Here is a 25261-nt window from a genome sequence, read left to right as displayed (position 1 = left end):
TTATCATGTAATTACAAAATTTTAAACGAATGAAAGATATTATCATTACCCATAGAAAACTAAAAAGAGAGCTTTTTATATGGCTGGTTTGTTTGGTCGCTGCCATCGGACTTAACGTATATTCAATAATTTACTACGATACCAGTTGGAGCGAATTGTACACTCATCTGGGGTACGTTGTAGCAATCAGTATCGTCATCTATCTTATTTTGTGGATCTTTCGCGGATTGTTTTTATTGGTTCGTAACCTCAAAAAATAACAAGTCCGGCCATAAATTGAGATCAATTAGGAGGCCGGACCATCAAAATCTTGTAAACCCTGTTTGAATAAATAAACTTAAGCAACCTGTCTTCCCAGCATTTTTAACATTCTCGCGTGACCTGCTACGGCTTTAAAGAACGTTTCCTGAGAGTGATACGGAAGATTGTATTCAAAAGCAGTTTCTTTAACCAGTTGCGAAAGTTTTCTATAATGTACATGGCTGATATTGGGAAACAGATGATGCTCTACCTGATAATTTAAGCCCCCTATCATCCATGAAAGAACTTTACTCTTGGGTGAAAAATCAGAGGTCGTCAGCAACTGATGAATGGCCCAGTTGTTTTCCAGTTTTCCTTCATCAGATGGTAGTGGATAAGCTGAACTTGGCACCACGTGAGCAGTTTGAAAAATGGTGGTTAGTATCAGGCCGCTGATATAATGCATAATAAAGAAGCCGCCAACAATCCAGTACCAGCCAACCGGCATTATCAAAATGGGTAATACCAGCAGAAAAAAGTAATAAATTGATTTGGCAACAATCAAATCAGTGAGATACGACTTGTATTTCTTATCAAATGGAGCAACACCCTCATTCTTATAATTCTTTATTCGAACAAAATCCTTCATCGTCACCCACGACAGAGTCATCAAACCGTATAAAAACCAGGCATAGATGTGCTGAAAACGATGAACCTTAAAAAGCTTGCGGTGAGGTGAAAACCTCAAAAACCCGACCGGCGCAATATCTTCATCATGACCTTCAATATTGGTGAAACCATGGTGCATCGTGTTGTGCTGATGCCTCCAGTTTGGCGGAAACCCTCCAAGAAGATACAGGGACTTTCCAAGCCACTTATTAACTGTTTGGTTTCTGGAAAACACGCGATGATTGGCATCATGCATCAACACCATTCCCAAACCGGCCATTCCGCCACCCATCGCTACCCAGCTCAAAATAACTCCCGGAACCGACGTTATTACACCTGACAGCATCAGCACATAAGGCAGAACATAGAGAACACCCATGAAAACAGACTGAAAAACAATGGTTTTATTGCCATATTTTGAGAGATTGTTATCCTTGAAATAACCATCCACCCTCCTTCTCAAATCATTGATGAAATCAGGATTTTTATCTAAGGGGAAAATAATTTTTTGATTACTCATACCTAAAAAATTTATAAATTGAACACACAAAGCACTTCCTATAAAACCGGTTTACAAATAGGACCGGTCTTTATGGAAGTTCCATTCTATACAAAGGTAGCTTCCCAAAGGAGCTGCATCAAATGAATGGGGCAAATGGAATAAAAAGGATGGCGGAGGGATGTCTTATGGGATAGATGGCAATATTAAAGGGCGAATAACACTCACCCCTACAACTCACATAACCTCTCTAACCCTCAGCAAATACTGACGTGAAACAGGCAGTTTTTGATCTGTACCCTTTAGAGATATCCAATAATTGTTGTAGTTTTTACGCAATTGATCAATGAAATGAATGTTAACCAGGCAGGTTCGATGACAACGAATAAAGTTTGAATACGGAGATAGTAAAAGCTGGAGATTCTTCAACGTGTTCCGCAATAACTTCTTCTCAAAGTGTTCATTTTCTTTGAAGACAATCTCCACATAATTATCTGCCGAAACAACGTAAATGATATCCGAAACAACTACCTTAAATGTATCTCGTCCTCCTTCGGCGCTTAACTCTACCGTTTTGCTCAGGAATTCGTCTTCGTACCTCTCAACCCGCTTTCGCTCTTTTTCCCTGGCAAGAATTAAAGCTGCATTGTGTGCCTTCAGGTTTTGGATGGTATCATGCAGACTTATTGTCACCGGTGGAACCAATGAGATAACCAGTATTTTGAAAAAAGTAAAAAAGGACATATTCACCATCCCGACATACCTCAGATAAAATGTTAGAGCGATGCTGCTCAAAACCATCAGAATAAACCCCGTCACGTAGGAAGAAAGAAATGATTCTTTTATGGGAGAACGGGATCGGGCAAAGAAATGAGAAATAACCACGTAAACCAGCATCATCAAAACAAAGAAAATACCCGTAAGCCCCACCAGAAACACCAGGCGTTTATTTAAGTCTGAAAGAAATATAGAAAAAGGCTCAAAAAAAAGCATAAACATGAATATCCCGAGACCAATGCTCAGAAAAAGACGGAGACGCTCCTTTGAACCTTCGATTATTTGAGAAAGTTGACTGTTCATTATTTTAAAACACAATTATCCAATGAAAGTTGTGGTTCACCCCGACAGATAATAAAATTTGAACATCTCATGAATCTGAAATAATGATAACTTCGGAAAGCCCTTAAAAGTCATTCGTTTTGCATTTTTGCCATCCGCCGGACCGGATAATGCACGGGGCTACACGCCTATTGTTTGTTTTTGCAAAGTGAAACCACCCAATAAAACGCACGAAAAATCCCGTTAAAATCATTGTGCCACCTCATTATCAACCTTACCCCTTCACCTCTTCCTTCGCTTTCACATGATTGACAATCAACCGCAGTTCATCCCAGGAAACCTCATCACCAAAATGGTTTTTGACCTCGGTAAGTGATTCTGCTTTATTTCCATTGAGCCAGTCTGCCACGCGGTGTACTTTCTCAGCCGGAATGATCTGAAAGATATTGATTTCACCACTCCGCACAAAATGTCCGATATGGCTAAAGATGGTTCCGGCGGTTAGTGATCGTTCCTGGGCTATGGCTTCGATGGTTTTCCCTTTCTTGAAAAGATCGAAAGTTACCTGTTTGGTATCCACTTTCTCCTTTTTGGGTTTGGATGAAGGCATTTCAAAAGGATTCTCCTCCCCGTCCGTTCTTTCCAGATCATGTTCTTTGCAGTAATCCAGTACTATTTGGAGTACTTCAGGACCGTACTTTTCCAGTTTCACTTTCCCGAAGCCATGAATCTTTTTCATTTCCTTCATCGACTGTGGCAGGGTGGCTGCAATATGCTTCATCGACTTAATCTGAAGCACCATATAAACCTCCTGATCAAGCTCTTCGGCTTTATCGTCGCGCCACTGTTTCAACCGACTGTACAAATCAGGGTATTTCACAGACACATCCACTGCTTTGCGTGACCGGCCTGTCGATGGCACGGAAACTCCGTCAAGCACCCCTTGTGCACGGGCCTTGAGATATTTCTTCACCTCAAATCCCTCTTTACACTGTTCATAAACTTCAGATTTAATGCCAATTTCCAGTCCAAGCCGCTCAAAGGCCTGCTTCAGCGTTTTTCGAACAGTCTTATTGTCCGTCTCCAGATTTAGGTTTTCAAATGGGGCCTTGAGGCTTTCAGCTGTTTTATCAGAAAACCAGTTACTTGCTTTTTGGATCCGTTCCTGTAAAAAATCATTGCTGTCAGAATCAGGATTTTCCTGCAACAAACGGTTGATTTGTCCAAGAAACTTATCGGCCACAGGTTTCATCTCACTTGTAAGCATGGTTTTCATATTCCCGAGAGTCACTGGTAATTCATCCTGCACAGCCCCTTTGTTTTCATACGCCACCCTGAGACAATACGCCAACTGACGTTCCAGGCTACCCATATCAAACATTTCCTGCAACAACATATACCGGTAATCCCGCTTGGCCTGCATCAGAGCATCATCTCCAACAGGTTCCTCCTCCACCTTGCGGATAAAACCGGATACTTCGGCATCTGTTTTCAATGCAGACACATTCAGTGGACTGGTCAACACCAACCCTTCAAGAGATTTACACCTACTCAGGGCCACATAGACCTGTCCATGTGCAAAAGCAGCATTGGCATCGATAATGGCTTTCTCAAAAGTGAGTCCCTGACTTTTATGAATGGTAATGGCCCATGCAGTTTTCAGCGGATATTGGGTAAAAGTGCCCTCCACCTCTTCCCGGATCTCTTTGGTTTCGTCATCGATCTTATAGCGGGTATTGTCCCAACGCTCCGGCTTCACCTCAATAACCTCTTCATCTCCGGGACATTTCACAAATATCTTGTCACCCGCAATGGCAGTAATCTGTCCAATTTTACCATTGTAGAAGGCTTTCTCAACAGATGAATCGTTTTTCACAAACATCACCTGAGCCCCTTTTTTCAACGTCAGACTTGATTCTGTAGGAAAATTGCTTTCCGGAAAATTTCCCTCCACGGTTGCTTTAAAGGTGTGCGAATTTCCGGCAAGCTGGGCAAGTCTGGCATCATTAATCTTTCTTGCCTGATAATTGTGTGTAGTCAGTGTGATGTAACCTTCTGCGTCTCCATTGACTATCTCGGGCCGATGACTTTGGTTCAACAAATCCAATCCGTCTCGGTCAAGTTGATTGTCTCTGATTTTATTGAGTACCCCGATAAACTTATCATCCTGCTGACGAAAAATCTGCTTCAGTTCAATACTCACATAATCGGTTTTTTGCAAAGCCCGGCTCCCGAAGAAAAAAGCCGAATCGTAGTAAGGACGTAACAAACTCCACTCCTCATCTTTTATCACAGGTGCCAACTGCTGCAAATCACCAATCATCAGCAACTGTACACCTCCAAAAGGAAGATTGTTTCGCCTGAAACGACGCAACACCTCGTCAATTCCGTCCAAAAGGTCGGAACGCACCATACTCACCTCATCAATCACCAGCAAATCAAGCGTTCGAATGATATCAATCTTTTGGCGACTGTAGCGATGAACATTTCGCCTTTCCTGCCCGTTTCCTCCGGCAGTACCGGGTACAATCGGGCCAAAAGGCAATTGAAAAAAAGAATGGATGGTTACACCACCGGCGTTAATGGCAGCGACTCCGGTAGGCGCCACAACAACCATGCGCTTGGGAAGCGTGGCTTTCAGTTTATGCAGAAAAGTTGTTTTTCCGGTTCCGGCTTTTCCGGTAAGAAAAACATTCCTTTTGGTTGATTCAACAAATTCACGTGCCAGGCTGAGTTCAGGGTTGGTTTGAAAATCCATTATATTCATATTTTGCAGTTCCAATCTTCAAAAATAGGGCTTAAAGAGTGGATTTGCAACAATGAAGAATGCAAAGCCCTGTTAATAACCAGACCATACAACAAAACGAGGATGCCCCGAAGAAGGCACGGAGGCAGCTGCTTGTAATCCCGGAGATTTAACTCATACCGGAGTGACACAGCCCGAGTATACAAATATTGAGGTTGTAGTTTGAAACTAACTAAAATCTTCGTTTTCTGTTATTTTTAAGCAATAGCATCAGACAGAAAAATGCAGTCCTCTTATAAACAAATGCTTGTACTGACAAAGGTGGAAGCAGAGATCCCATAATAATACTCTCCTGTCAGCCTCCTTTTGTCTTCGGTATGGAAGATCAGCAACCTGATTTAAGTTGCATCAAAACTTTGTGGAAATCTGCTTTCGGTTTATTTTAGTCAAAAATCTGTCTATTTTTGTAATTTAGGAATGACATAATCAGTATAATCAATTTGGAAAATAATTCTGTTGATTCAGCAACACATAACAACTCCCAATGAAACGAGTATGGCAACGATTGCCTCAAAAGAGAATGTAAACAATCAACCATGCGAGTTCCATCAGACCAATAACTTAAATAAATTATTTACTGATGAAACGAGCATGATATTTTTTAAATATAAATCACAAGAGAACATGTTTAAAAAATATTATGCGAGAGCGAAGCGGTTCCATTCGTTCTCAAATTTTTAATTAGTTTTTTATCAGATAATTACAAAATTTTAAACGAATGAAAAAACCGGTACTTTTAATACTCACAGGCCTTGCACTAATGACGGGCTGTTCAGAAAAAACAAAACAAGAAATGCGACCTACTTTTAAACCTGAGAATGTGAAGGTTGAAAACGGTATCATGACCCCTGAAATTCTTTGGTCAATGGGCCGTATCGGAAACCTAAATGTTTCTCCCGATCACCAGAAAGTGCTTTTTACGGTTACTTACCCCAATATCGAAAACAACAGCTTTAATACCGATCTGTTTGTTATGGATGCGGATGGAACCAACCGACAGAGAATCGAAACGCAATTTAAAAGCAACTGGTCATTTTCATTTTCCTTTGGAGGCAAAAAGAAAGCAGTAGAAGTAGAAAAAAAGGCCAAAAGAAATACAGTAAGTGCTGTCAACTGGCGCCCTGATGGTCAAAAAATAACATTTTTATCCGAATACAATGGCGACCGCCAGCTTTATGAGATGAATCCCAACGGGAAAGAAGTAGTTCAGATTTCAGATATCCCCGGGGGAATCAGCAATTACAAATATTCTCCCGACATGGAGCATCTGCTGTTTGTCAAGGATGTCAAGCTGGATGAAACTCCGGAGGATATGTATCCTGACCTTCCCAAAACCAATGCACGCATCGAAGACGATTTGATGTATCGGCACTGGGACAGTTGGCATGACTACAAGTACAGTCATATTTTTGTAGCTCCGTACCAAACCGAAAAACACATAACCGAGGCTACGGATATCATGGAAAATGAACGTTTTGACACCCCCCTGCAACCTTTTGGTGGAATGGAGCAGATTACCTGGACGCCTGATGGTCAAAGAATTGCTTACACCTGCAAAAAGCTGAGTGGAAAGGATTATGCCCTATCCACCAATTCCGACATATATCTCTACGATCTGGAGAAAAAAACAACCGTCAACCTGACCGAAGAAAACCCCGGTTATGACAAGAACCCGGTATTTTCACCCGACGGACTTCGGATGGCCTGGGAGTCGATGCCCCGTGATGGTTATGAGGCAGACAAAAACCGGCTATTGGTTAAAGATCTGGAAACCGGCCGGGTGATTGATTACACCGCCAATTTTGATCAGGATATTCATGCCCCTGTATGGAACCTTATGGGTGATGCCCTCTTTTTTATCAGCAACCGCCATGCAACAGAGGATATTTATCGCATCAACCTGCCGGGTGGAGACATTCATAAAATCACCGATGGAAAGAACAATTATACCTCTGTGATTCCGGCTGGCGGACATCTGATTACCACTCGTATGAGTATGAGTGCTCCCTCCGATATTTTTGCTGTGAATCCGGTGGATGGATCAGCTAAAAACATCTCCGCCATTAACCAGCCCATTCTGAACCAGATCAAGATGGGGAAAGTGGAGAAACGCTGGATTACCACTACAGACAATAAGGAAATGCTTACCTGGATCATCTATCCGCCCAATTTTGATCCCGAGAAGAAATATCCCACACTGCTTTATTGCCAGGGAGGCCCGCAAAGCAGTGTGAGTCAGTTTTGGAGTTACCGATGGAATTTCCAGATGATGGCAGCCAACGACTACATTGTGGTGGCGCCAAACCGAAGGGGACTTCCCGGTTTTGGCCGTGAATGGAACGAGCAAATCAGTGGGGATTACGGTGGCCAGAATATGCAGGATTATTTCAGCGCCATCGATACTATGGCCAAAGAACCTTATGTGGATGAAGAAAATCTGGGTGCCGTAGGTGCCAGTTACGGGGGCTATTCGGTCTATTGGCTCGCAGGCAACCACGATAAGCGATTCAGCGCTTTCATCTCGCATTGCGGGGTGTTCAACCAGGAGATGATGTACACCACCACCGAGGAGATGTTCTTTGTCAACTGGGATCTGAAGAAGCCTTACTGGGAAATGCCGGAAAAACATTACAATTTCTCACCACACCTCTTTGTGGAAAAATGGGACACCCCCCTGCTTGTCATCCATGGAGGTAAAGATTTCCGGATTCCTTACACCCAGGGAATGGCTGCCTTCAATGCTGCAAAACTCAGAGGGGTTCCGTCACGTTTCCTCTTCTTTCCCGAAGAGAGTCATTGGGTACTTACCCCACAAAACGGAATCCTATGGCAAAGGGAATTCTTTGGTTGGCTGGATAAATGGCTTAAGGAATAGCTGGTAAGCTGATGAGCTGGTGAGTTTTTTCTCACCAACTCATCAGTTCAACAGCTCTTTCGTCTGCATCCTTCGTTTGCGCCCCACTACTACCATAAATACAATAGAAACAGCTTTCAGTAGAAATCCGGCGTACATAAGCAAAGAACCGATCAAAGCGGTTGAAGGCTCGCCCTTCAAAAAACCGCCGGTTCCCACCATGGCAATACCTGCAAAAAGCATCACGAGATAACGTCCTCCAGCGAGAGAGCCATTAAGTAATCCAAGTGTGAGATATAAAACTTTAAGCGAAATACCCGCAATCAGCACATAGCTGTACCAGTCCACACTAAAAATTCGCAATCCGACAGCTACAAAAACCAAAAATAACCCTGTAAAAAGAAAAATTTTATTGTTCATTCTTAATGTTTTTCATTTAATGTTCATATAAGCTCCGAGGCAATTCATTCTTCGGCCACCATCATTCAACAAACATAAAAGCAAGTTTATTGTTCTTTATGATACATTGATAAAATAAAAAAAACCTCTAAATACATTTCGCGTCAAAGGTAGAATAACCATTTTTATTTTACTCATCAAAACCATCCATGAACACAAAAAAGATTCTCATTACAGGGGCCTCCTCAGGAATAGGACGCGAAACCGTTCGTTACTTTGCGGCACGCGGCTGGAAAGTCGCTGCCACTATGCGCAATCCCGAAAAAGCAGGCGACTTAGTCAATATCCCGGGCGTTGCCATTTATCCTCTGGATGTAACCCAACCACATGGTGCTGAACAAACCATCCTTAAAGCATGGCAGGACATGGAGGGGATTGATGTGGTGGTTAACAATGCCGGCTACGGCGCACTGGGGATTCTGGAAGGAGCAGGTGATGAACAAATCATCAGACAAATAGACACCAATGTATTGGGAACCTTAAGGGTAATCAGATACATATTGCCTTTGATGCGAGAAAGAAAGAAAGGAACTATTATCAATCTATCCTCCATTGCCGGAAAAATGGGGCTCCCTCTTTATTCGCTGTATCATGCCAGCAAATATGCAGTGGAAGGACTAACAGAAAGTCTCTTTTATGAACTTCATCCCTTCAACATTAAAGTAAAAATCATTGAGCCGGGCCCGGTGAAAACCGAATTCAACGGCCGCTCCAAAGATGAAATACTACCCCCTGATGACCAAAAATATATTGCCATCTCACAGAAGGTTTCTCATTTTTACAATAAAACATTCAAATACGCGGCTCAACCCGAGGTTGTAGCGAAAGCCATATACCGCGCAGCCACTTCGCGAAGTAACAAGCTCAGGTACCCGGCAGGTTTTCAGGCCAAAATGTTTTTATTGCTTTACCGGATTTTACCGGGAACATGGTTCAGGAGACTGACACGCATTCTTATCAACATTTAAGAAATGCTTGTCTATAAAGTCCAACTTCTGCGTTGTTGCTCAAAATCTAAAACCTCATCCCGATTGTACTTTTTGTTGGTTTTTTGTTCAAAAAACCTTACAAAAGCTACTTCGGGACTGCGGTTTAGATTTTTTACACGCCGTGAATTTGAACTTTCTATCTCAAACACGTGAAAAACGCTTAGTTTATAGACAGCCCCTAAGTAGTGCCTGTCCATAAACTAAGCAAATTCTGTTTTTAGAGCTGTTTCTGGTCAGAAAGCCCCAATTGCTAGGCTTGCGAAGCCGCCAAAAACGGAGTTTACTAATCGTAAATGAGTATTTTGGCGGCAAGCGTAACGACGCAAGTAGTACTTTATGGACAGAAACTAAGTATATTTGCATTTCCTGATTAAACTTCTCACATGCAAAAAAGTCAATATTTTATGTTTTTTGTAATCGTACTCACAGTTCAGATACTCGTCAATTTTTATCTTACATGGCGGGGATACCAAGCCCTTGAGGCATATCCAAAAGTCAGACCCTGGTTTATAGCCTTCATGGTACTGGCCACTTTTAGCTACATCATTGGGCGCACCCTCGAAAAAAGCATGTACAACCCGCTCACTGTCTCCCTCCACTGGCTGGGAGCGTTTTGGTTTGCCGTTATGCTTTACGCCACACTGCAGGTATTATTGATCGATATAGTTCGACTCATTGATCTGGCAATTCCGTTTATTCGAAAAATGGCCGGAGCCGATTATACACGGTTCAAGTTCATTGTGGGAGCCTCTGTAGCTTCAGTTACATTCCTCATTATCTTGGCGGGTCATATCAATGCCTGGCACCCAAGGACAGCCAAACTTGATATTGAAATTCCCAAATCGGCCAATGGCCTGAAAGAATTGCGTATTGCTGCGGTCAGTGACGTGCATATGGGCACCATCATAGGGCCTCGGAAGACCGGTAAACTCGTCAATAAGCTCAATGCCCTCAATCCGGATATCATTTTAATGGCCGGAGATGTGTTGGATGAAGACGTAGGCCCTGTTATTCGCCAGAACCTGGGAGATTCTCTGCGTAAACTCAAAGCACCTATGGGCATTTATGCCTCTACCGGAAACCATGAATATATCGGTGGAGGAGAACCATCAATAAATTATCTTGAAGAACATGGCATAAAAGTCCTTCGCGACTCTTCAGTGCTTATCGGGAATGCCTTTTATGTGATTGGCCGTGAAGACCTCCATGCCAATTTCAGCAAAGACCAGAAAAGAAAGGGCGTGGAAGATCTTCTTCAGAATATCGACACCAACCTGCCGGTAATTATGCTGGATCACCAGCCATATCATCTGGACTCCGTTACAGGAAAAGGCATAGACCTGCAGATCTCCGGGCATACTCATCACGGGCAATTATGGCCATTCGGATATATTACCAATAAAATTTATGAGGTAAGCCGTGGTTACAAACAAAAAGGTGACACGCATTTTTGGGTAAGTACCGGATTTGGCACCTGGGGCCCACCGGTAAGGACCGGCAACAGACCCGAGGTGATTTTAATTAATTTAAAATTCCAGGATAACACCAATAGTAGGAAGGACAGTTCCCGAAGTGGTAATTAACTCCTTCAGGTCGTACTCCTGATTCTCAGCAGGAGCAGATGGATTGGCTACCACCGGCTCTCCATTATCTCCAAGACGCTGAACCAACCGTGGAGGATTCTCATTCTGCTTGTTGTAAACATTCTGAATGTCCAAATACAATCCCAGGGAGAACTTTGGAAACATCCATGATTTATCCACCCGCAAATCGAGTTGATGGAATGAGGGCAACCGCTTTTCATTGAAACGATTGTAATCCGGGTATTCACGGCCGCGCACATTCCATGCCTGCACATCTCTTGATTTTTCCAGATCATAAGGTGTGTATGGCAAACCTCCGGCAAAACGCCATTTCAGTCCGAAATCCCAATTCTTTTTAAACGACTTATTGAAGGTGAACGTCAATAAATGCTCACTATCCCATGCTGAGGGCACATAATTTCCGTCCACATCGGTAAACTCGGCATGACTCCAGGTATAAGCCAATATATAACTGTATCCTTTGGGTGATTTTTGTCTGACCAACAACTCCAATCCATAGGTACGCCCCTCGGAAGAACTGGTCACTTCCTCATCACCGAAAGTTCCGTAATCTCCACCTTTGCTTGCCATCGCTACGGAATCCTGAACCGAAAACGGATAGTTGTCATAATCTTTCAGGAATCCTTCCAGCCCAATGCGGGTATAGTTATTGGGCCTCCACTCAACACCAGCCACCAAATGGTCGGCATGAATGTACTTTAAGCCGTTGTTTTTATTTACCAATTGTCCATCGTTGTCACGGTACCCCATCATGGTGTAGGCCGGCAACTGGAAATACCGTCCGGAGTTAAAGGTAACGCTTACCCGGGGCATCAATTCGTAGGATGCCGTAAGCCTTGGACTGAATTGCGTCAGCGGATTATTCATCTCATTGCTGTAGGTATTAGCATCAAAACGCACTCCGGCTCTCACATCCAGCTTTTCATCCAGAAACTTTCTCGACACAGAGCCAAAAGCACCATATTGAAAAAAATCCAGATCGGAACTGTAACGAATCAATGCTTCCTGACCGTCACGAAAAGTACGGGCAAAAGTCCGGTTGTAATAGGAGGCACTTTCCAGATTTATCCCCCCTTTAAGCGTATATTCCCCGGGATTGCTGAAAATTTCGAACCGCAAACGGTTTTGAATCTCATCGCTGGTATAATCGGTCAGCAATTTGTCGGGATTATCCACCTCGTTGTCTTCGTATTTTGAAATAACATTGTTCAAATGACTGCGACTGAGGGCCAGCACATAGTAATTTCGCTCCCTAAAGTGCTTATAGCTGGCTCCCACAGTATAATTCCATTGCTCGTAAGCCGGCAGATACTTTAAGGTATAGCGATTTTCCTCCGTAGGATCAGGAGATGGATTGTACTTAAACTCATCTATGGCTCCGACACCCAGCAATGTCAATTCGTTTTTCTGATCAAAGCGCGTTTTGGTACGAAACTGAAAATCATTAAACGTAGGCAAAAAGGGCAAACCAATCTGATCAAACAAAAACTGTAAATAAGAGCGACGCACTGAAAACAGCGCTCCTGTTTTCTCTCCTAAAGGAGTATTAGCAGATAAGGAAATTTCTGAGGCACCCAAAGTACTCTTAAAAGATGGTTTGTCCTTGTTGGCATCAATCTGCTTAAACTCGAATACCGAACTCATGGCACCTCCCCTGTCAGCAGGAAAAGCACTGGAATAGAAATCCACTTCACGAATAAAGTCCACATTTAAAATCCCCACAGCTCCTCCCGATGCTCCCTGAGTGGAGAAATGGTTCAACACAGGAATTTCAATTCCGTCCAGAAAAAAACGATTCTCAGAAGGGCCACCTCCTCGCACAATCAGGTCATTGCGAAAGGAGACAGCTGCACCCACCCCGGGAAAGCTCTGCAATACTTTGGCCAAGTCACGGGATGCCCCTGCCCCTTTCTCTATTTGCTCAATTCCTATCCGTCTCAAAGACACAGGCGTTTCACCACGGCGAACAAAACTTCCGGCAGTTACCTGCACCTCCTCCAACTGGGTGGTTTTTTGTTTCATGGCGATCTCGATGTAATTAGATCGCACAGCCGAGAGATTAATCTCTTCTGTCAACTTGTTCTCATAACCAATGGACGATAATTGCAAACGAATAAATCCGGGATCCAGCTCCTCAAAAATGAATTCTCCATCCTCATTGGTAGTAGTCCCTGTATTGGTGCCTTCGATCACAATATTCACAAAAGGCAGCGGATCGTTATTGTAGGCATCTTTCACCAATCCTCTGAGGGTCGCATTCTGGGCAAAACCCAGTGAGGTAATGAAAAGGAAAACTATAAATAATTTCAGTTTAAGTGTCATCTTGTTTTGTTTAGAGTTTAAATGTAGAATATTAAACACCAATTACAATCAAGTTGTTCTAAAAAAAGAATCAAACCTTCAAAATCCACACCTCAAATTCTTTAGTTTCGTACTAAAAATGATATATTTGAGAGATAACCACAAAAATGATGGATGGGGCAAAAGAAAAATCTACATCCCGAAAAGCTACTGGGGAAGTTTCTGAAGTGGCGGTTGCGACACATCAGCAATCGTCAGTTTATCATGTTTCTGAGCATCCTGATAGGAATTGCTTCGGGTCTGGGTGCGGTTGCCATTAAAAACAGTGTTCACTTCATCAGTGTGTTGGTTCAGGATATTATTCATGCCGAAGGACCCGGATATATCTTTCTTTTCTCCCCCATCATCGGAATTCTACTCACGGTACTTTTCATCAAATATGTACTCAAGCGCCCGGTACGCCACGGTATTCCCAACGTACTTTATGCACTGTCCAAAAGAAAAGGACGCATCAGAAGCCACAATATGTTTTCGAGCATTGTTACCAGCTCCTTAACGGTGGGATTTGGAGGCAGTGTGGGATTGGAGGGCCCCACTGTATCAACAGGAGCAGCCATTGGCAGTAACATCGGGCAACTCTTTCATCTCAATTTCAGACAAATTACCCTGTTACTGGGTTGTGCTTCGGCAGCGGCCATGTCGGCCATTTTTAAAGCACCTGTTGCCGCCATTGTTTTTGCATTGGAAGTCATTATGCTGGATCTGACCCTCTCGGCAATCGTTCCTTTGCTGATGGCCTCAGCATCGGCAGTTCTCACCTCCTATCTGTTTATGGGACAACAGCTGTTGTATCCCGTAAATATTCGGACAACTTTTGAAATAAACGATCTCCTTTTTTATATTTTGCTGGGTATCATAACCGGACTGGTGGCCGTATATTTCACCAAAGTGTATCTCTATATTGAACGCCTTTTCGGAAAATTAAAAACCCTGCAATCCCGACTGCTCGCCGGAGGACTCGGACTTGGGATATTGCTTTTCTTTTTCCCCTCACTCTATGGAGAGGGCTACGAAATCATCAACCGCATTCTGGCAGGAGACGTATCCTTTCTGTTTGACCAGCAAATTTTCTCCGGACTTCGCACCTATTGGCCCGCAGTGGCAGGCTTAATGCTTCTGATGATTGGCCTGAAGGTGGTGGCGACCTCCATCACCTTCGGCAGCGGAGGAGTAGGAGGAATCTTTGCCCCAACCCTTTTTATCGGCTCCAGTACGGGCTTGTTGTTTGCCATGCTCATCTCTCACATGGGCATTGCAGAACTTTCGGAACAAAATTTTGCCCTTGCAGGAATGGGAGGATTGATTGCCGGGGTTCTGCATGCGCCTTTGACAGGTCTTTTCCTGATTGCCGATGTCACCGGAGGCTATGAACTCTTTCTCCCATTGATGATAACGGCTGCCATTTCTTTTGCCACGGCCAAAACCTTTGTTAAAAACTCGGTATATACCCATCAGCTGGCACAACGCAAGGAGTTGCTGACTCACGACAAAGACCAGGTGGCGCTTACCCTCATGGATGTAACCAAACTCATTGAAACAGACTTCTCGATAATCTCTCCCGATGCCAAATTGGGAGATCTTGTAAATGTAGTCTCCAAAGCACACAGAAACCTGTTCCCGGTAGTTGACAACCAGGGAATTCTACACGGAATGGTGAAAATGGATGACATACGTAACATCATTTTCAAGCCGGACCTTTATGAAACTGTGAAAGTCAACGACCTGATGTACATGCCGGAATATTTCATCAGTCCCGACGACTCCATGGAAGACCTTGTAGAGATTTTCCGTACATCCGGACGATTCAATATTGCTGTCATCGACAAAGGGAAATACCTGGGCTTTATTTCCCGTGCCAATGCATTTACGGCTTACAGAAATTTTGTAAAACGCTTTTCGGGAGAATATTAAGAATCTTGAGGGAAATACAAAAGCCAACACAATTATGATATTGAGGCGAACTCCAAAAGATTTTGAATCAAGGTGTCACCCCTGCCGGGGCTTTTGCACACATTGCAATGCCATTGCTACCAAACTGTCGCCCCCCCGGGGCTGGTCTACCATGCAAAGGAAAAATTAAATAATAATAACCTCCACCTATAAATTGAAAAATGCATGGTCATGCCAGAAATCCAACTTCAGCTAAAAAGAAGGCCCTCATTCCTCTTCCCTCATTCTGCACCATCCAAACACCACCCTCTTTGCTCTATGCATTTTGCCCAATTCATCTCTACTCAAAAAGTCCCTCATCTCTGATAAGCATCAGGATTGCCGACTGGGAGACAATCACATACTTCTGATTATTAAATTCGATCTCGTAGCCACTGTTTTGCAGATAAATAGCCAGATCTCCCTCACGAGGCTGAAGCGGCACATAACGAACATTATCACTCTTCGATTTCCATGGCTCATCCTCCTCAGCAATGGCCGGGATGGGATAACCTGGCCCTACTTTCACCACATAACCGGAGTGTACTTTTTCTTTTTCCTGCACATTGGGAGGCAGAAACAGACCTGACTTGGTTCGTTTTTCGGGTGTTTTGGGCTGAATCAGCACTCTGTCGCCCACTACAATGAACTTGCTTAAATCTTTTTCGTCAATTCCGGGAACCATTTTTTTCCGGCAAATATAAAAATAATCGTTCGTAAAAGGCTATTTTTGGAGTTGACTAAAAACAAAGACCAATACCAATGTTTAAAAAAGTTCCTCATACCTACGTAATTGTATTTTCTCTGATAGTAATGGCAGCCGTGGCCACCTGGTTCGTTCCCGGCGGACAATATGTAGCCCCCGAAGATGGCAGCACCACCTCTATGGTCGATTTCCGTGAGGTGGAGAGTCAACCCCAGACGTGGCAGGTATTTTCAGCGCTATTCGAAGGTTTCGAGAAACAGGCAGGCATCATCGTATTTATCCTGATGATTGGCGGAGCCTTTTGGATTCTCAATGACAGTAAAGCCATAGATATGGGGATTTACTCCTTTCTGAAATTCACCCGGAAAATGGATAAATACAAAGCCATCAAACTCATTGGAGCCAACAATCTCATCATTGTCATGGTGATGCTGATGTTTTCCATCTTTGGGGCAGTTTTTGGCATGAGTGAGGAGACCATCGCCTTTGTGGTCATTGTGGTTCCGCTGGCAATATCCATGGGTTACGACAGCATCATGGGGGTTTCCATGGTGTTTGTGGCAGCCGGTCTGGGCTTTGCCGGAGCAGTACTAAATCCTTTTACCATCGGGATTGCGCAGGGACTGGCAGGTCTTCCACTTTTCAGTGGTTTCGAATACCGGCTCTTTTCCTGGGTCGTCATCAATCTCATTGGCATTGGTTATATTTTATGGTATGGAGCACGCATCAAAAAAGACCCGAAGCGGTCACCTGTTTATGAGGAAGACCATCACTGGCGACATGAGATAACGGAGATTGATGCCGAAACAGGTCATAAAACCTATACCGCCTCATGGGTTGCCTATTTCCTAACCTTAGGTGCACTGATTCTGTTTTCCATCTATTGGCCTGTGAGCACCCTGACAATTGGCGGAGGCGATGGAATAACCACCTTTTTTATTCCCGGTCTCACAGCGCTTTTTGCCATAACAGGATATCTTGCCCTGCGAAAATCTTCTCCTGCCTTTGTGTTGGTAATTCTGGGGTTCACCATTTTATTCCTGATAGTCGGTGTCATGGGTTTTGGCTGGTACATCATGGAAATTGCCACCCTCTTCTTTGCCATGGGCATACTGGCCGGAATAGCAATGAACAAAAGTGCTGATGAAATTACTCACCTGTTTCTCGAAGGTGCCAAAGATATCATGTCAGCCGCACTGATTGTAGGATTGGCCGGAGGAATCATTGTCATTCTCGAAAACGGTAATATTGTGCACACCATTTTACACGCGATGGCCGGAGGAATGCAGGAAATGGGCAATGTGGCTTCTGTTGGAATTATGTATGTCATTCAGACTGTCATCAACATTGTTATTCCCAGTGGATCGGCTAAAGCGGCACTCACCATACCCATCATGGCTCCTTTTAGTGATCTGATAGGTCTTTCCAGGCAGGCTACGGTAATGGCCTTCCAGTTTGGCGATGGTTTTACCAACCTCATCACCCCCACATCAGGGGTGTTAATTGGGGTGTTAGGCGTGGCACGTATTCCTTATGTGAAATGGGCAAGATGGATTGCTCCTTTAATTGCCATCCTGATCATCACTGGTTTTCTGCTACTTATACCTACAGTAACCATGAACTTAAACGGTTTTTAACCATTTATTTTTGTTTTTTCTCTTGTCGGTTTGTTGATTTGTATTTAGGTTTACAATTAAACAGCAAACCGAAAACGCAGTAACATGGCGCCTGACAATAGCGCCAAGCAACAACAAAACAGCAAAATAGAATATCAACAAATCTTATATATGGCACGTCCCGAAAAAGTTTTGAAGTATTGCCCCAGTTGTGGCTCAGGATTGTTTAAAACAGACTCCGCCAAATCATTCAAATGCGACAGTTGCGGGTTTAAGTTCTTTATCAACAGTGCTGCAGCCGTGGCCGCTGTCATAGAAAACGAAGAAGGGCAGATACTACTCACAGTCAGAGGGGTAGAACCGGCCATCGGGGCACTTGACTTACCAGGCGGCTTCGTTGATCCCATGGAAAATGGGGAAGATGCACTAAAACGGGAATTAAAAGAAGAACTGAATCTTGAGGTCACCGACCTGTCCTATCTGGGAAGCTTTCCCAATGAATACGTCTATAATGATTATTCCGTTTTTACAACCGATTTCGGATTTGCCTGCAAAGTAAAAAGCTTTGAGAATATTAAGGTGGACGACGACATTGCGGACTTTCACTTTTTCGACCCCAAAGAGATTGATTTTAACAAAATCAGCAGTAATTCTATCAAAAAGATCCTAAAAACCTATCTGGCAGACAAAAAATAATGACGAGCGAACTTATCATTCTCCTGTGGAGTGCTGCAAGTATCGGGTTTGTTCATACACTTCTCGGACCCGATCATTATCTCCCATTCATCGTAATCGGGAAGGCAAAAGACTGGGGTCTCTCGCGCACTCTCGGACTAACGGCTATTTGTGGTATAGGGCACGTTTTAAGCAGCGTAATCATAGGTGTGTTAGGGATACTCATTGGCATTCAGATGCAAAAGTTAACCTGGTTCGAAGGAGTCAGGGGCAATCTGGCTGCCTGGGGTTTAATTGCATTTGGTTTGTTATATGCCATCTGGGGTTTGAGACATTATCTCAAACACAAAAGAAAGGCCCGGCATGGCCATGAACACAAGTCTGTATCCAATGCAACTCCATGGATGCTTTTCATTATATTTTTCCTGGGGCCGTGCGAGCCGCTTATTCCCCTGCTTATGTATCCGGCCGCACACGAAAGCGCAATGGCTGTAATATTGGTTACCACAATTTTTGGAGTTGTAACGGTAGGAACCATGCTCATAGCTGTTTGGGCCGCATCCCTGGGACTGTCGCAAATCAGATTTCAGAAACTTCAACCTCTAGCCCACCTGTTGGCTGGTATCATTATATTTGCATCAGGATTATCCATTCAGTTTTTGGGACTGTAAAACAGACACAAAAGCAATACACCCATGAAACAATCTTACGATTTAACCGGTTTTTGGCGTTTCCATGAAGAATTTGATCATGGAGAAGACTTCGGAGAAGCCCGTTTGTTTCAATCAGGGAAACAACTTTCCGGACATATCGTATTCAAAGAAGTCATTCCGGATGAGTCTCCTATGTTCATCCGCGTCACAATAAAAGGAAAAGTTGAGGGGGCACAGGTTATTTTCTCAGAATCATCAGTAGTCGTCCTCTCCGGGGGAGAAAATGCTTCTTACGAGCCCGAAGAGCGGTCAGGGCTCATCAACGCCATGGGACAAATTGTTGGCTCGGGAGAAGATACTCAGGGTGTAAATGGTGTATTTGTGTTGGAACGAATTCTATAAAACACAAGTAATCACTCCACTACAACTGTCCAAAATTGCCTCATCCAGCCAGAACTTGTTTATTAAGATCAAATGGACGAGTTACCCCAAAAATAATATTTCATAACATTGGTTTCCGGTTATTAATTGATGTTGCTTCGCCCTTCTCGCAATTATTTCATCTTAAAAGGTCCGTCATCACGAACGTAGAGAAGTAATCTAATTTTTTTTTACCGGCCCCTAATAAAAAATTACATCATCATTTCCGGCACACCTTGTCATGCTCTTCCATTAAAAAAATAACAAGTTAAAAATTACTCCTTTCAAACTTTCTTTTAAAAAATATATTTCGTAAATTTTATGACATCTGAACCGATAGTAGGAGTTGTTCAGTGAGTGATAAAGCGCGAAACGAGATTGTTTTACCCTCAAAATACCAGACCTATGAGACGTGTATTACTCCTTACAGATTTTTCAGAGATTGCCAGAAATGCCGCAATCTATGCGCTTAAAATGTTTGAAAAAGAACAGGCACATTTTGAGTTACTGAACATCTTTGACGTCGAATTCAGTGGCAGTCCCTACATCATGCAGGTAAAAGAAGAAATGGCTGAAGAAAGCATTCGCGGTTTGCGAAAAGAACTGTCTTTGCTTCATGCCAAATTCCCCAATGCACGCATAGAACTGGCCTCCAGATTTGGGGCAATGACTGAAATCTTAAAGAAAGAGATCAACGACTACGAACCGGAAATAATTATATTGGGCTGCAAAGGAGAAATCGCCCTGGAACACTTCCTGCTTGGAAGTACTGCTCTTGAAATCATCAAGCATATACATTTCCCTATGCTGGTTGTTCCCAAAGAAGCAAGATTTGAGGCACCCGACAAGATTGCATTTGCAACAGACCTGAAAGACGTTGACATTCCCAAAATGGCTGCCCCCCTCACCCATCTGATTGAAGCCTACAACAGCGAACTTCTATTTCTGAATGTGCTGGAAGAGGAATACATCAACCGCATTGAAGCTGAAGAAAAAATTGCAGCTCACTTTCCCGGTATAAAACTGAGTTTTCACTTCATCGATAACGAGGGTGATCTTTGCAAAAGCATATTAAAATTCATGGATGAAAACGATGCAACCCTGCTGACACTAATCAGACATCACCATTCCTTTTTTCAACGAATTTTCAATCCCCATATCATCCAAAAAATGGTAAGACATCCGCATCATCCGATGTTGATATTGCATGAACAAAGTTAAAGCCTTGTTGGTATTTTGAGATCTTATGAATAAAAGCAGCCGGAGTCTCTAATGCCATAACATTTATAGTTTAAATATGGAAGCCACTGTTCCTGAGGCGTGCACCGTATCAGTCCGGCTCAAAGTTGGCAATAATGATTTTAGCGCATCATTGCTTTATTATCTCACAAACAGACAGTCAAGTAATAATCCAATTGAAAAAATATTTCCGTTTCTTTTGTAATAAATTCTTAACAAGGAATACTTTATTTGAAACAGATCACTAATAACTTCTTCAATGTATATTTGGGTTACATGGTTTGTCAAATAGATGATTTTTTTAGATGGGGTTGCGCCATATTACCGCTGGCGAACACATGTATTAAATCATTGGGAATTACGGGAGTTGTTATTGTCTGCCGTTACAATTGTTGACCGGGGCAGGAATCTTTAAGCAACTGCCTACCATCAAACATTTTAAACATAATTCTGACAACGGGACGTACATCTCAGTATAATGGTTTCAAATCACATTTAAAGATTATTTCTTCTGTTTCTCAACCTGTACAAATATCTCTGTAGAATAAGGACCAAAACAAGATGTTGTTCAGAAGTACCAGTTTATTATATTTTTTTACTTTGCGTAATATGTCCTTTGTGCTGACTAAGGTTAACAGCTTGAACACCCACAATCTTTTCTATTCCCGGCAAAATAGTTTTCAATAATGCCAGTAGCGCAACCACACCCTAATCCCGAAAGAACTGTTATTGCCGCCTGGCGACAATTTAAGGCACATGCCCCACATTCCATACAATAATCCTGTTTAACAATTTCAGCTTTTCCCATTTCAATATTGAAAACCGCATGTGGGCAGACTTTAACACACATGCCGCAACCATTACATTTGTCCTGATTAAGCTTTAGGGTGACAACATCTTTTATATAAACCATCGTTTTCATCACTTTCTAAGTTAAGTTATTGATAATATACAAAATAAGCCCAGTGCTGACCATAAAAATTTGAATTGGTACAAATATTTTCATCTCTTTTTTAACTCCCGAAAGAGAAGTGAATGTGGAGGCACCTGTAAAATTCATGGTCATAAAAGATGAAATTGCCGGGAGCAAAAGGAACCAGGCTGCAATCCCAAAATATCCAACCCCTAAATCTCCTGTTAAGAATAGGATACCCGACAAGAAAAAACCGCTAATCAAACCTTTAAAAGCAAACATTCTTACCGGGATATAAGGCAAGACAACGGGAGTAATGAGTATGCCTGTAAAATAAGAAAGAGTAATTAAAATCATGGCCGTTAAGCCATTATTAATAGCTTGTATCAGGTTTACACCCTGTGGATCAATTGCTGAAAGCAGAAACATTATTGCAAAAGCTGCAAAAAGTTTATACCTGGCATATACAATATCCACCGTTAACAATTTTATCCGGTCGGAGAAATTGAAGGTTACGGTACGCATTTCGGTTGTTGTCTGGTATCTGTTTTGTATAAAGGCTTTTATATCTTTTGCCCTAACCGGACCGAATATTACACGAAATCCATGATCAACAATTTCTCCCAAAATACGTGGGTTAATATTAGTCTGAGATTGCTTTATTGTACCGGGAATGGGTTTTGGGCAAACTGCCGTTAAACTTTTTACAAGGTGGGCTGCTATTCCAACAGCACCAAGTTGAGGTACAATAATTTTCCTGTGATTAACTATCTTACCCAGTCGTGTCACTTTTATCCGGTGAACAAGTTCAGATGTACCGAAGGTGCCTTTCCCGGCTGCGCACCAAACATTAACACCTTTCGTGTCTAACACCAATATCCAAGCATCAATGCCATCAAGGTTTTTTCGCAAATGATCGAATGACAATTTATAATTGGCGGTAACAAATACATCAGAACTTTCATCAGGTTTACCTGTTGCATAAAGACCTGGAGCGACCAGATAATGGTCACGTCCTATTAGCCAACGCACTTTTACTGCACCCCAGTATAACTTAGTTGCTACTTGAGGAATTTCTCTAATTGGGGTATTGACAGTACCAATAATCATTTGTCTATTTTTCTGTTTCATCATTATAGGTTTTTATAATCCAAGCCAGTATGTTAGTTTAAAGGAGAACTCGAAATTCTTATTCTTTGCTGAAGTTGTCATATCATCCTTTACTATCAGATACAAATCACTCATTGGTGCAAACCGCCATTGAAGGATACTATTAAAGTTTACATTTTTTATTTGCGTATTATACTGAATCAGATTGGACCAGAATAATTTGGTTGAGAAGCTTACTTCAGGTTCAAAACTAATTAAGTGATAGGTAACATTACCATTGTCCTGATTAAGTTCAATATCAGCTAAATTGTAATTTAATGTAATTGTGGCGAAGGGTTGAACTGAATAGGTGGGGCCACCTGAGAAAGTAAATTTTGTACCATCGTAAAATTCTCCATAATCGGCCTGGAACTTATATTTGAATTTCTTCCGCTTATCAGATTCATAAAGAAAAAACAGATTCTTATTGGTGTAGGTTCCGGACTTAACGGGATTTTGATTTCCGAGAACATCATGTGGAATAAGTAGATCGAAACTATTATATGATCCCTGTAGAACAATATGTACATTGTTCGAGAAAACACACCAATATCCCAAGTCAAAAATCAGCTCGTTTAATCTGTTCTGCTCATTTAAGTATGTATGGAGATTAATATATTCTCCCATTACAATAATATGTTCGTCATTCTTAAATTGATATAATTCATACTTGTTCGTAAAATGCGTATATCCAAAACGATAGGTTGTATCAAGAAATGAATCCTTGTGATAAAGGCGAGGAATAAAACCAATATCGGGCGAATAATTTTTGTCGACATGTTCCATCCAGTTCTGGGTTTTGAATACTTTATTGTAATAAGTGAAACCAAGACCATAAAAAAGATTGTCAGTTTTATTGCTCTGAGTGAAATTGGAATGTAATTTTGTACTTCCAGACCATTTGCCATCCTCACTCGTGAAGTCAAATTCAATTCCACCAGTGCGGTTGTAATCCTCCTTCTGATATTCGAAATCTCCTATTGAATTCCTATTGGTGAACAGGCCTTTTATAGCTGAGCGCTTGAATATCCCTCTCTGAACACTTGCTACTAAATAGTTTTGTGCACTATAGTCACCCCTCTTTTCTGTATGCGTATTGAGAAGTCCGATACGGGTACCATCTGTTATTTCACCCGATAGTCTCACACCATATAGAATAGGAATTATGTTATCATCATTTATTCCAATTCTCCGGGTATAAACAGGTTTAACTCTGCTTTCTGAAGGTGAGGTCGAAACATCATCATAAGTACCAAAACTTGTGATCAGATCACTATTTTCCAGAAAAAATCCTCTTTGCTCAGGCAGGTAATTTTCAAAGCGATAGAAATCGATATATTGCTTGTCGACCGCAACATTTGAAAAATCAGGGTTGATTGATAAATCAAGGTTAAGTGAGGTTCCAAGCGACACTTTAGCGTCCAGACCAGCCTTGGCAGTGTAATTCACTTTCTCACTTGTTTCAGTATTGTTATTGATCCCGCTGGAGATTGAGGGAATAAGAATAACTTTCTTTTTCTCGACTTCAGACAATCCCTCATTAAAATGTAATTTTCCTGTATATCCTAAATCATAATTATGCTTGCCTGCAGGGAATGAAGTCCATGAATAGGTAACATTTCTGCCCACATCGTTGCGTATAAAGTTGACACCCCAATTATTACAATCATTTTTATACTTTAGGGTGCTAAATGGGAGAACAATTTCATAAATCAGATCATTCCCCCGGGCGCTGACTTCTGCTGACCATTCGTTATTCCAGTATTTATTTACTGAAGGATACATTCCATTTTGATAAATGTTACCATCCATCAGGGCTCCTGCAGCATTTACTCCGAAATAGTAGCCATTCTTTGAGTTATCTGCAGGATCGATTACAATAGCAACGAAATCACTATTGTTAAAACTGCCATCATCATCTCTCTTAAGGCTCTGTACAATAGGTTTACCGAGCGATTCGTGACATATCAGACCAATGTACAAGTTGCTTTCGTCATACATCATTCTTACTTCAGTTGTTGCATAAGCCTGTCCGGTATCGATAGGATAATGAAGCCAGAAAGTTGTGTCATATGCAGCAAGTCCCCATGCCCTCTCTTCAAGTATTCCATCCAATGTAATATTGTCTGATATAACAGGAATATCCAAAAGTTTCTGAGCAGAATCTATGGTCGTAATCTGGCCAGGACTTTTCACAGAAATGAATAATACCAAGGATAGTATAATAAGCCTGAAAATATTCCTGAAGGATTTCCTGAACTTGATTCGTTTGGATTTTCGGATGCAATTATTTGAACAATTGGCTCTAAAGGATATAACACTTAATGTAAGCCATCGGCCTCCTACATATTGCATCCTCCGGTCTCCAGCCGTTACTTTGATGGCAAAAAATGAGGATGACATTAACAACATTTAAGCAAC

Annotated in this window: 19 protein-coding genes; 10 read left to right on the top strand and 9 right to left on the bottom strand. The window is 42.2% G+C overall.

The features are described 5' to 3' along the window. Positions 1-29: 29 nt before the first annotated feature. On the top strand, positions 30-260 hold the full coding sequence (locus tag BY457_RS10475; RefSeq protein ID WP_106153283.1) for a hypothetical protein: 231 nt from the start codon (positions 30-32) through the stop codon (positions 258-260). A 77-nt stretch (positions 261-337) separates the two neighbouring features. Here BY457_RS10475 and BY457_RS10470 read toward each other — a convergent pair whose 3' ends face one another. The 3 genes from BY457_RS10470 to BY457_RS10460 all read right to left on the bottom strand — a co-directional run bounded on the left by BY457_RS10470 (position 338) and on the right by BY457_RS10460 (position 5225). Then, positions 338-1429, bottom strand: a complete 1092-nt coding sequence (locus BY457_RS10470; protein ID WP_106153282.1) for a fatty acid desaturase family protein — start codon at positions 1427-1429, stop codon at positions 338-340. A 216-nt stretch (positions 1430-1645) separates the two neighbouring features. After that, a complete protein-coding gene (locus BY457_RS10465) occupies positions 1646-2488 on the bottom strand; it encodes a LytTR family transcriptional regulator DNA-binding domain-containing protein (protein ID WP_106153281.1) in 843 nt (280 codons plus the stop codon). Positions 2489-2741: 253 nt separating this feature from the next. Then, the gene (locus BY457_RS10460; protein ID WP_106153280.1) at positions 2742-5225 is read right to left on the bottom strand and encodes a helix-turn-helix domain-containing protein; all 2484 of its coding nucleotides are present in this window, start codon (positions 5223-5225) and stop codon (positions 2742-2744) included. A 766-nt stretch (positions 5226-5991) separates the two neighbouring features. Here BY457_RS10460 and BY457_RS10450 point away from each other — a divergent pair. Next, complete coding sequence (locus tag BY457_RS10450; RefSeq protein WP_106153279.1) at positions 5992-8148, top strand: S9 family peptidase; 2157 nt, start codon at positions 5992-5994, stop codon at positions 8146-8148. Positions 8149-8190: 42 nt separating this feature from the next. Here the strand turns inward: BY457_RS10450 and BY457_RS10445 are convergent, their stop codons facing one another. Next, entirely contained in the window at positions 8191-8547 is a 357-nt protein-coding gene (locus BY457_RS10445; RefSeq protein ID WP_106153278.1) for a hypothetical protein, read from the bottom strand. 188 nt (positions 8548-8735) lie between these two features. Between BY457_RS10445 and BY457_RS10440 the strand changes: the two genes are divergently transcribed. Together BY457_RS10440 and BY457_RS10430 are read left to right on the top strand one after the other, a co-directional pair. Further along, positions 8736-9554, top strand: coding sequence for an SDR family NAD(P)-dependent oxidoreductase (locus tag BY457_RS10440; RefSeq protein WP_106153277.1), 819 nt, complete (start codon positions 8736-8738; stop codon positions 9552-9554). A 404-nt stretch (positions 9555-9958) separates the two neighbouring features. Next, positions 9959-11158, top strand: a complete 1200-nt coding sequence (locus BY457_RS10430; RefSeq protein ID WP_258176693.1) for a metallophosphoesterase — start codon at positions 9959-9961, stop codon at positions 11156-11158. Here BY457_RS10430 and BY457_RS10425 read toward each other — a convergent pair. Further along, entirely contained in the window at positions 11102-13501 is a 2400-nt protein-coding gene (locus BY457_RS10425; protein ID WP_106153274.1) for a TonB-dependent receptor, read from the bottom strand. The genes BY457_RS10430 and BY457_RS10425 overlap by 57 nt on opposite strands. Before the next feature lie 153 nt (positions 13502-13654). On the opposite strand from BY457_RS10425, the gene BY457_RS10420 reads away from it, so the two are divergent. Beyond that, positions 13655-15451, top strand: a complete 1797-nt coding sequence (locus BY457_RS10420) for a chloride channel protein (protein WP_106153273.1) — start codon at positions 13655-13657, stop codon at positions 15449-15451. 319 nt (positions 15452-15770) lie between these two features. Here the strand turns inward: BY457_RS10420 and BY457_RS10415 are convergent, their stop codons facing one another. Then, on the bottom strand, positions 15771-16154 hold the full coding sequence (locus tag BY457_RS10415) for a co-chaperone GroES (RefSeq protein ID WP_106153272.1): 384 nt from the start codon (positions 16152-16154) through the stop codon (positions 15771-15773). A 77-nt stretch (positions 16155-16231) separates the two neighbouring features. On the opposite strand from BY457_RS10415, the gene BY457_RS10410 reads away from it, so the two are divergent. From BY457_RS10410 to BY457_RS10390, 5 genes are all read left to right on the top strand, one after another. Continuing rightward, on the top strand, positions 16232-17812 hold the full coding sequence (locus BY457_RS10410) for a YfcC family protein (protein ID WP_106153271.1): 1581 nt from the start codon (positions 16232-16234) through the stop codon (positions 17810-17812). Positions 17813-17896: 84 nt separating this feature from the next. Continuing rightward, positions 17897-18487, top strand: a complete 591-nt coding sequence (locus tag BY457_RS10405; RefSeq protein ID WP_258176692.1) for an NUDIX domain-containing protein — start codon at positions 17897-17899, stop codon at positions 18485-18487. Next, complete coding sequence (locus BY457_RS10400; RefSeq protein WP_106153270.1) at positions 18487-19137, top strand: urease accessory protein UreH domain-containing protein; 651 nt, start codon at positions 18487-18489, stop codon at positions 19135-19137. The genes BY457_RS10405 and BY457_RS10400 overlap by 1 nt, the downstream gene beginning before the upstream one ends. 24 nt (positions 19138-19161) lie before the next feature. Further along, positions 19162-19521, top strand: coding sequence for a hypothetical protein (locus BY457_RS10395; protein ID WP_106153269.1), 360 nt, complete (start codon positions 19162-19164; stop codon positions 19519-19521). A 423-nt stretch (positions 19522-19944) separates the two neighbouring features. Next, complete coding sequence (locus BY457_RS10390) at positions 19945-20760, top strand: universal stress protein (protein ID WP_106153268.1); 816 nt, start codon at positions 19945-19947, stop codon at positions 20758-20760. A 649-nt stretch (positions 20761-21409) separates the two neighbouring features. Here the strand turns inward: BY457_RS10390 and hgcB are convergent. The 3 genes from hgcB to BY457_RS10375 are packed head-to-tail and all read right to left on the bottom strand — an operon-like array spanning position 21410 to position 25243. After that, the gene (gene hgcB, locus BY457_RS10385) at positions 21410-21700 is read right to left on the bottom strand and encodes a mercury methylation ferredoxin HgcB (RefSeq protein ID WP_106153267.1); all 291 of its coding nucleotides are present in this window, start codon (positions 21698-21700) and stop codon (positions 21410-21412) included. Positions 21701-21706: 6 nt separating this feature from the next. After that, entirely contained in the window at positions 21707-22801 is a 1095-nt protein-coding gene (locus BY457_RS10380; protein WP_106153407.1) for an acetyl-CoA synthase subunit gamma, read from the bottom strand. 33 nt (positions 22802-22834) lie between these two features. Continuing rightward, positions 22835-25243: a DUF5916 domain-containing protein gene (locus BY457_RS10375; RefSeq protein WP_106153266.1), complete on the bottom strand. Its 2409-nt coding sequence runs from the start codon at positions 25241-25243 to the stop codon at positions 22835-22837. Positions 25244-25261 lie beyond the last annotated feature (18 nt).

It is taken from the genome of Marinilabilia salmonicolor (assembly GCF_003003035.1).
In the GTDB taxonomy this organism is placed as follows: Bacteria; Bacteroidota; Bacteroidia; order Bacteroidales; family Marinilabiliaceae; genus Marinilabilia; species Marinilabilia salmonicolor_A.
The sequence above is the reverse complement of the archived record's forward strand: the minus strand, read 5'-3'. Positions and strand labels throughout refer to the sequence as shown.

What these genes read in the sequence shown, in the direction of transcription:
- BY457_RS10405 (WP_258176692.1), top strand. Translation starts at nt 17,897, where the DNA reads ATGGCGCCTGACAATAGCGCCAAGCAACAACAAAACAGCAAAATAGAA.
- hgcB (WP_106153267.1), bottom strand. Translation starts at nt 21,700, where the DNA reads ATGAAAACGATGGTTTATATAAAAGATGTTGTCACCCTAAAGCTTAAT.
- BY457_RS10445 (WP_106153278.1), bottom strand. Translation starts at nt 8,547, where the DNA reads ATGAACAATAAAATTTTTCTTTTTACAGGGTTATTTTTGGTTTTTGTA.
- BY457_RS10460 (WP_106153280.1), bottom strand. Translation starts at nt 5,225, where the DNA reads ATGGATTTTCAAACCAACCCTGAACTCAGCCTGGCACGTGAATTTGTT.
- BY457_RS10375 (WP_106153266.1), bottom strand. Translation starts at nt 25,243, where the DNA reads ATGTCATCCTCATTTTTTGCCATCAAAGTAACGGCTGGAGACCGGAGG.
- BY457_RS10410 (WP_106153271.1), top strand. Translation starts at nt 16,232, where the DNA reads ATGTTTAAAAAAGTTCCTCATACCTACGTAATTGTATTTTCTCTGATA.
- BY457_RS10430 (WP_258176693.1), top strand. Translation starts at nt 9,959, where the DNA reads ATGCAAAAAAGTCAATATTTTATGTTTTTTGTAATCGTACTCACAGTT.
- BY457_RS10380 (WP_106153407.1), bottom strand. Translation starts at nt 22,801, where the DNA reads ATGATTATTGGTACTGTCAATACCCCAATTAGAGAAATTCCTCAAGTA.
- BY457_RS10440 (WP_106153277.1), top strand. Translation starts at nt 8,736, where the DNA reads ATGAACACAAAAAAGATTCTCATTACAGGGGCCTCCTCAGGAATAGGA.
- BY457_RS10450 (WP_106153279.1), top strand. Translation starts at nt 5,992, where the DNA reads ATGAAAAAACCGGTACTTTTAATACTCACAGGCCTTGCACTAATGACG.
- BY457_RS10420 (WP_106153273.1), top strand. Translation starts at nt 13,655, where the DNA reads ATGGGGCAAAAGAAAAATCTACATCCCGAAAAGCTACTGGGGAAGTTT.
- BY457_RS10400 (WP_106153270.1), top strand. Translation starts at nt 18,487, where the DNA reads ATGACGAGCGAACTTATCATTCTCCTGTGGAGTGCTGCAAGTATCGGG.
- BY457_RS10465 (WP_106153281.1), bottom strand. Translation starts at nt 2,488, where the DNA reads ATGAACAGTCAACTTTCTCAAATAATCGAAGGTTCAAAGGAGCGTCTC.
- BY457_RS10415 (WP_106153272.1), bottom strand. Translation starts at nt 16,154, where the DNA reads ATGGTTCCCGGAATTGACGAAAAAGATTTAAGCAAGTTCATTGTAGTG.
- BY457_RS10475 (WP_106153283.1), top strand. Translation starts at nt 30, where the DNA reads ATGAAAGATATTATCATTACCCATAGAAAACTAAAAAGAGAGCTTTTT.
- BY457_RS10395 (WP_106153269.1), top strand. Translation starts at nt 19,162, where the DNA reads ATGAAACAATCTTACGATTTAACCGGTTTTTGGCGTTTCCATGAAGAA.
- BY457_RS10470 (WP_106153282.1), bottom strand. Translation starts at nt 1,429, where the DNA reads ATGAGTAATCAAAAAATTATTTTCCCCTTAGATAAAAATCCTGATTTC.
- BY457_RS10425 (WP_106153274.1), bottom strand. Translation starts at nt 13,501, where the DNA reads ATGACACTTAAACTGAAATTATTTATAGTTTTCCTTTTCATTACCTCA.
- BY457_RS10390 (WP_106153268.1), top strand. Translation starts at nt 19,945, where the DNA reads ATGAGACGTGTATTACTCCTTACAGATTTTTCAGAGATTGCCAGAAAT.